At 65.2% G+C, this 6,423-nt stretch carries 6 protein-coding genes; 3 read left to right on the top strand and 3 right to left on the bottom strand.

Going from position 1 to position 6,423, the window contains the following annotated elements; all coding sequences use genetic code 11:
• Positions 1 to 47: 47 nt before the first annotated feature.
• The 3 genes from ACFTZB_RS41375 to ACFTZB_RS41365 all read right to left on the bottom strand — a co-directional run bounded on the left by ACFTZB_RS41375 (position 48) and on the right by ACFTZB_RS41365 (position 2,726).
• Positions 48 to 227, bottom strand: a complete 180-nt coding sequence (locus ACFTZB_RS41375; protein WP_378441107.1) for a 4-oxalocrotonate tautomerase family protein — start codon at positions 225 to 227, stop codon at positions 48 to 50.
• Positions 228 to 259: 32 nt separating this feature from the next.
• Positions 260 to 1,303, bottom strand: a complete 1,044-nt coding sequence (locus ACFTZB_RS41370) for a proline racemase family protein (protein ID WP_378441105.1) — start codon at positions 1,301 to 1,303, stop codon at positions 260 to 262.
• Positions 1,304 to 1,385: 82 nt separating this feature from the next.
• Positions 1,386 to 2,726: an MFS transporter gene (locus ACFTZB_RS41365; RefSeq protein WP_378441103.1), complete on the bottom strand. Its 1,341-nt coding sequence runs from the start codon at positions 2,724 to 2,726 to the stop codon at positions 1,386 to 1,388.
• Between the two features lie 442 nt (positions 2,727 to 3,168).
• On the opposite strand from ACFTZB_RS41365, the gene ACFTZB_RS41360 reads away from it, so the two are divergent.
• The 3 genes from ACFTZB_RS41360 (at position 3,169) to ACFTZB_RS41350 (ending at position 6,400) form a co-directional block, all read left to right on the top strand.
• The gene (locus ACFTZB_RS41360) at positions 3,169 to 4,818 is read left to right on the top strand and encodes a helix-turn-helix domain-containing protein (RefSeq protein WP_378441101.1); all 1,650 of its coding nucleotides are present in this window, start codon (positions 3,169 to 3,171) and stop codon (positions 4,816 to 4,818) included.
• A 369-nt stretch (positions 4,819 to 5,187) separates the two neighbouring features.
• A complete protein-coding gene (locus ACFTZB_RS41355) occupies positions 5,188 to 5,586 on the top strand; it encodes a RidA family protein (protein WP_378441099.1) in 399 nt (132 codons plus the stop codon).
• Positions 5,587 to 5,635: 49 nt separating this feature from the next.
• Positions 5,636 to 6,400, top strand: coding sequence for a GntR family transcriptional regulator (locus ACFTZB_RS41350; RefSeq protein ID WP_378441097.1), 765 nt, complete (start codon positions 5,636 to 5,638; stop codon positions 6,398 to 6,400).
• Positions 6,401 to 6,423: the final 23 nt, after the last annotated feature.

Here is a 6,423-nt window from a genome sequence, read left to right as displayed (position 1 = left end):
CGGGTGCACCGGGACCGAGTCGTAGCCGGGTGACGAGCTATCCTCGGCTAGCCGAGGGGTGTTCCTGCGACGCCCCAGGATTCGCGCGGGACTTCGGTGATGGTGACCCATACCGATGACGAGGGCTTACCGGTGGCGTCGACGTAGGCGCGGGTGATCGCTTCGATGGTGGCGCGCTTCTGTTCGGTGTCGAAACCGGGTGGCTGGGTGATCTGGATGAGCGGCATGCGTGGTCCTTCTCTGCGTGGTGGGGATCGAGTCAGCGGGTGGCGCCGGAACGCATCCAGCTGTCCGAGAGCGTGTATCCGAGGGGGAAGGGGTCGGTCGGATCGATTCCGACCTGGGACATATCGGTGATCCATGCCTGGCCGGCAACGCTCGGCACGACGGCGTCGTAGTCACCGACGCGGGTGAGCGATTCGATGGTGCTCTCGAACCGGCTGTCGATGAGCGATTCGTGGATGAACTTCTCGCCCGGCTTGATCTGGTTGCGGGCGTGCATCACCGCGAGCCTGGCCGAGGTGCCGGTGCCGCACGGGCATCGGTCGATGCGCCCGGGGGAGACGACGACCGCGTTCTTGGCGACGAGGGTGTCGTTCTCTCGCCGCAGGGGGTTGGTGAACTCGGTGATGGTGATTCCGGCGAACTGGGGGTTCTCCGGGTGGATGGCCTTCAGCTGTTCGGCGGCGGCGGTCTTGATCTTTTCGCCCACCACGCACAGGTCGCGGGCCTCGTCGGGGACGAGCTCGAATCCGAGGCCGGCGGCGTCGATGATGGCGAAGGCCATCCCACCCCACGCGACGTCGAGGGTCACAGTCCCGATGCCTTCGACCTCGACGGGTGCGTCCAAGTGATAGACGAAGGCGGGCTGGTTGACGAAGCGGACGCTGAGCACTTTGCCGTCCCGGCACTCGCAGTGCAGTTTGATCAGGCCGGCGGGTGATTCGAGGGTGAGTTCGGTGACCGGTTCCTGCATCGGGACCATCCCGGTCTCGAGGAGAACTGTTGCGACACAGATGGTGTTGCCGCCGGACATCGCGGGATATTCCTCGGATTCCATGATGACGTAGCCCATGGCGGCGTCGGGGTGCGTCGGCGGCAGTACGACGTTGAGGGAGCGGATCATGGAGCCACGCGGCTCTTTGAGGAGCAGCTGCCGGATGTCGTCTCGCTTGTTCTCGAGGTAAAGCCGCTTCTGGAACATGGTGTCGCCGGGTACGTCGCCGACACCGCCCACGACGACGTTGCCGACCTCTCCGCCGACATGACATCCGACGACGTTGAAAACCTTGCTGAATCGCATTGAATTTCGACTTTCTTTTTCGCCGAGCGTGGGCTCGGAGTACGAAGTGGATGCCTGTGACGGCAGTCGTGGCGTGTGTTCCCTAGTGCACGACGCCGGCGGCCGTCTCGCTGAGGCTCATGCCGTTGGTTTCGGGGGCCAGCCACTGTGACAATCCGGCCCCGATACCGGCGATGACAGCGGCGATCAACATGGTGACCGCGGTGCCGAGGTTCGCCATCGACCACGGCAGCAGGAACGTGCCGATGCCGGCCCCGACGCGGCTGACGGCGGCCGCGAAGCCCGTGCCGATCCCGCGGATCTCGGTTGGGAACACCTCGGCGGGATAGATTCCGGTCAGCGTGTTGTACATCGCATTGAAGAACGAGAAGGCCAGGAACAGCACCAACACCACCATCGGCGGCGCCCCCGCCCAGAGGCCGATGACCGCGAGGAGCGCCATGCACAGCCACTGTGGCGGCACGGTCAGCGCCCTGCGGCCGAGTTTGTCGACCAACAGCACGGTGAGCACCACGGCGCCGGCGGCGACCGCGGACAGCCCGACCCCACCGGCCAGCCCCCCACTGAGCCCGTACTGGTCCAGCACACTGTCGGCGAACGTGGCGATCGCGAAATACGGTGTGACTGCGCAGAACCAGAACCCCGCGGTGAACAACGTTGCCCGCCAGTACTGCCGGGAGAACAGCATCCCGAAGCTGCCCTTGCGGGTGTCTTCGTGCTCGACATCGATCATGTCGGCGAAGCACTCCATGTATTTGTGCGCGAGGGCGTGAGCCTCGTCCCGTCGGCCTACGTTCCACAGCCAGCGCGGCGACTCGGGCAGCCCGATCCGAGCGATGAGCAACACCACCGCGATCACGGTGCTCGTGCCCAGGATGACCCGCCAGCCCAGGTCGGTGTTCTCGGTAAGCAGATACCCCACCAGGTACGCGAGCATGAACCCGACATACCAGGCGATCAACGTCACGCCCATCAACCGGCCCCGCAGCCGGGCCGGAACGAACTCCGACAGCAGCGGCCAACCCACCGAGTACTCGGCGCCGATCGCCACACCCATCAGCAGCCGCACCACCAACAGCTGCCAGGGCTCGTGGACGAAGAACTGCATCGCTGAGGCGATCACGAACAGCGCCATGTCGGCCGTGAACATCAGCTTGCGGCCGAACTTGTCGGAGGCCCAGCCCGCCAGCGGCGAGCCGATCAAGATGCCGAACAACGCGCTCGCCGCGATCAGCCCCTCCGACAGCGTCGACAGGCCCAGATCGGCGGCCATCGGGCCGGTCACCGGACCGATGATCCCGAGGACGTAGCCATCCAGGAACATCCCCCCGGTCAGCACGAGGACCAGTTTCCACAGGAAACGCCGCTTGAACGCTGCGTCGGCATGGTCTGAAACAGCGACCGTATTCTTTATTGACGACACCAGTCACTCCTCACAATCCGGAACGATGACATGGGTTTCTCCTTATTTTCTTCCGGGGTCGGGGTGTTGGGTAGGGGATCTCGGCGGGACGATCTCGCCGGGGTTGCGGAGCGCGACGTCGGCGTGGCGAGCAACTCCGGGGTCCGGGCCGAAGGGTCTGTGTGACCTGCGCCTCACAAAGTAGGCTGTTGGGGGAGTTGTCGACAACAAGGTCTGAGGTTGAAACTGAAAGATGCCGATTTGAGTTGTAACTCTCTCAACGGAGGGTGAGCGCCTGCACGCAGGAAATCGGAGTGAAATTCTGCGCTTTGCAGGTGGTTCAGCTCAGGTCGGCGGTAACGACACGGGCATGAGGTCTATGAATTAATGACTCAAAGGTGCGGCGTTGGAAATAGAACGGTTCGCCTCGGAGCGTGCGGGCAGGGAGCGAGGAGGGATGGGCATGGCGCTTTCAGCGGAGGACAGGGGCATGCTGGAGCGGTTGGTAGCGGCGCCGACCACGACCCAGGCGTTGGCCTTGCGTGCCCGGATCGTGCTCGCAAGTGAAGACCAGTCGGTCGCCGAGGCGGCGCGGACCCTCGACGTCACCCGGCACACGATCATGAAGTGGCGCAGCAGATTCGACGAACACGGAATCCACGGTCTCGGCGACCGGGCCCGACCGGGACGCCCGGTGTCCATCGGCAGCGACGCGCAGCGGGCAGTACTCGGCACGCAGCTTCGGGAACCGGCAGACGGTGCGTGGACCACGCGCACGATCGCTGCCGAACTCGGGCTGAGTCAGACTGCGGTCAGTCGAGTCCGCCGGCTGTCGTTCACGGAGGCGCCCGATCTCGTCACCCGATCGGTGCTCAACAAGTCGAGGCAGGTGGTGCTTGCTGCGGTGTTTGTGAGCGCGGCGACTCGCGTCCTGGTCTTCCACGATCCGGCCTCGCCTCCCGGTGCCGCCGAAGCACGGTCGCGCAGCAGCCGGACCCGCCAGCGGCGGGAGGTGGTCCGTACCGTGCTGTCCGCCCAGTTCGCCTACGAGCCGCAGGTGTCCTCAAAGGAGTCGGCCGAGTCGGCGGCGGTCGGGTCGGACCTTCTCGACATGCTGGAACAAGTCAACAAGGTGGCCCCGCCGGATCGGCGAGTCATCATGTTGGTCGACGTGAAGCTCCCGACGCAGACCCAACGCTGGTTGTATCGGCACCCTCGGTTCAGCGTGTACGAGATAGCGCCACACCGCTGGCTGGCGCAATTGGATTCGATCACGGAAGCCCTCGACCGGCGCCAGGGCGAACAGTTGCTCACCGTGGAACATCAGGTGCGCTCGTGGGCGGCGAGCGGGGAACACTCGTTTCGGTGGGTCCGGCCACCGCGCTTCGAGGCCAAGGCGTCGGGTGCGTCCGTCCCGGCGGCCGCAGGTGGTGCCCTGCGTAGTACCCCGCCGCGGCTGGCGACTGCCGTGGTCAAGGTGCTGCGCGAGTCGATCGCGACGGGTGCGTTCGATGCCGGACAGAGGATTCTCGAAGAACCGCTCGCGGCGCGACTCGGTGTTTCCCGGGGGCCTATTCGGGACGCACTGCAGATCCTGGCCGAGGACGGATTGGTGGCACTCGAACCGCATCGCGGTGCGTACATTCCCATCCCCACCCGCCAGGACATCTTCGACACCTATACCGCGCGTGGTCCGCTCGGGGCGTTGCTGCTGCGGCGTGTGGCTACCAGGGGCAGAACGCGGCTGGCGCCGGTCGAAGCCGCGATGGAGGACGTCGTCAGGAACGCGAGGATGGGTGATGCTCCGGCCACGGGGGATGCGGACATTCGGTGGCAGGATGCGGTAGCTCATGCCGCCGACATGCCGAGGATCGAGAAGATGTTCGTCCGCCTGTCGCTGCAGCTGCGGATGTTCGTTTCGATCTTGGGGCTGGACTACGCGTACTCCGTCGACGACATCGTCGCCGACGACACAGCCATCCTCGATGCGTTGCGGAGCCAGGACCCCGAGCTGGTGACGAGCCTGTGGAGCCGCAAGATCGACAACGCGGTATTCAACATGGTCGAGCAGTTCCGGCGTCATGAAGACGCTCCCGACGGCAAACGAAAGTAGCCGACTGCCGTCCCTGCGATCCCAACGTGCCGTTGGCGCCCGGGGTACGCCCATGTCACCGCCTGGACGGCCCGCCGCGGGACGAATAATCGCGTGATGAGTCGTTAATCCGTAAAACGATTGACTGCGACTGAACCGCGCGCTGCACGCCGAAACGCGCGGTTTGATGTCTTCTCGCCGGTCCTGACTGTGTATTTATTTACAACTCAAATATGCATTTTCCGAACTGAATTCGCTCACCTGTTGTCGACAACTTCGTCGCCCAGCATACTTTGTGAGGCGCAGGTCACAGCGATATGTGATCAGACATCGGGCGGTCACCGCACCGACAACATCCTCGAAAGTCACACGCAATCTGGAGGTTCTTCCATGACCAGTACGAACGGTCTCGTCGAGCGGGAATTGGTCCGTCTCGAATCGACCCCGGCCACGGCTCCGTACTCGGCGGCCGCCGCCCTCGGCGATCTGGTGTGGACCAGCGGAGCGCTGCCGGTCGAGGCCGACGGGACCACGTCGGAAGACTTCTCCACCCAGGTCCGCACGGCCCTGTCGAACCTGGAGACCTCGCTGCGCGCCGCCGGCGCGGACTGGTCGACGGTGCTCAAGATCAACGGCTACGTCGCCGACATCGAGAAGCTGCCCGAACTCAACGAGGTCTACACCTCGGTGGTCACCGTGCACGGTGCGCCGGCCCGCACCACGGTCGAGGTCTCCCGCTTCCGCGGCCGCACCGCGGTCGAGTTCGACGCCGTCGCCCACCGCCGATAGGGCTGAGTCGCAACATCTCTCGCCGCTCCGTCCACGAAAGGTTCACATCATGATCGACGCCACCGAGCCCGTGACATGCTCCGCGGTCACCATCGCGCCGTCGGTCGCACACCGCGCGGCTGCGCCGACCGCTCCGAAGCCCGAGTTCCGGGTGTCTTCTTCGCTGCTGGCCGACCAGGTCTTCGAGGCCCTTCGTGGACGGATCGCGCAGGGGGAGTGGGAACCGGGCAGCCAGCTTCGGATCCGCGAGGTCGCCGAGTCGGTGGGCACCAGCGACATGCCCGTGCGAGAAGCCTTCCGGCGGCTCGAGCAGGCCGGTCTGATCGTCGTCGAACCGTATCGCGGTGCGACGGTGCGGGTCTTGAGCATCGACGAGCTCGAGCACGTGTACGACGTGCGGATCATGCTCGAACCCGAGGCCGCTCGCCAGGGTGCCGCCCGCGCCGACCGTGGCGCCATCGAGAAGATGCGGCACCATTGGCTGCTGCTCCGGGATGCCGCCGAACGCGGTGACCCCGTCGAAGCCGCCATCCAGGACGAGCACCTGCTCGGTGCCCTCTACGACGCCGGCGAGAACGTCGAGCTGGTCAAGGTGGTCCGCAATCTCTGGGACATCTGCCGTCCGTACAAGAACCTGTGGATCACCAACGCGCTCGAGCAGGGACTGGCCACCTGGAGCCATCTCACAGACATGCTCGATGCCGTCGAACGAGGCGACAGCGCCGCCGCCTCCACCATTCTAGACCGGACCTACCGTGACGCCCGCGCCACCGTCCGGCAACTACTCGACACACAGTCAGGAAGAAACCAGTGAGGACCACCGTCGTCGGTGCGGGA

Origin of the sequence: Rhodococcus sp. NPDC057014 (assembly GCF_042673295.1) — a bacterium.
GTDB lineage: Bacteria > Actinomycetota > Actinomycetes > Mycobacteriales > Mycobacteriaceae > Rhodococcus_F.
Note: the sequence above shows the minus strand (reverse complement) of the source record. Positions and strands in the feature narration are given on the sequence as shown.

Bases quoted from the DNA above. Each gene is read 5' to 3' on its own strand.
- ACFTZB_RS41355 (WP_378441099.1), top strand. From the start codon at position 5,188: ATGACCAGTACGAACGGTCTCGTCGAGCGGGAATTGGTCCGTCTCGAA.
- ACFTZB_RS41350 (WP_378441097.1), top strand. From the start codon at position 5,636: ATGATCGACGCCACCGAGCCCGTGACATGCTCCGCGGTCACCATCGCG.
- ACFTZB_RS41370 (WP_378441105.1), bottom strand. From the start codon at position 1,303: ATGCGATTCAGCAAGGTTTTCAACGTCGTCGGATGTCATGTCGGCGGA.
- ACFTZB_RS41375 (WP_378441107.1), bottom strand. From the start codon at position 227: ATGCCGCTCATCCAGATCACCCAGCCACCCGGTTTCGACACCGAACAG.
- ACFTZB_RS41360 (WP_378441101.1), top strand. From the start codon at position 3,169: ATGGCGCTTTCAGCGGAGGACAGGGGCATGCTGGAGCGGTTGGTAGCG.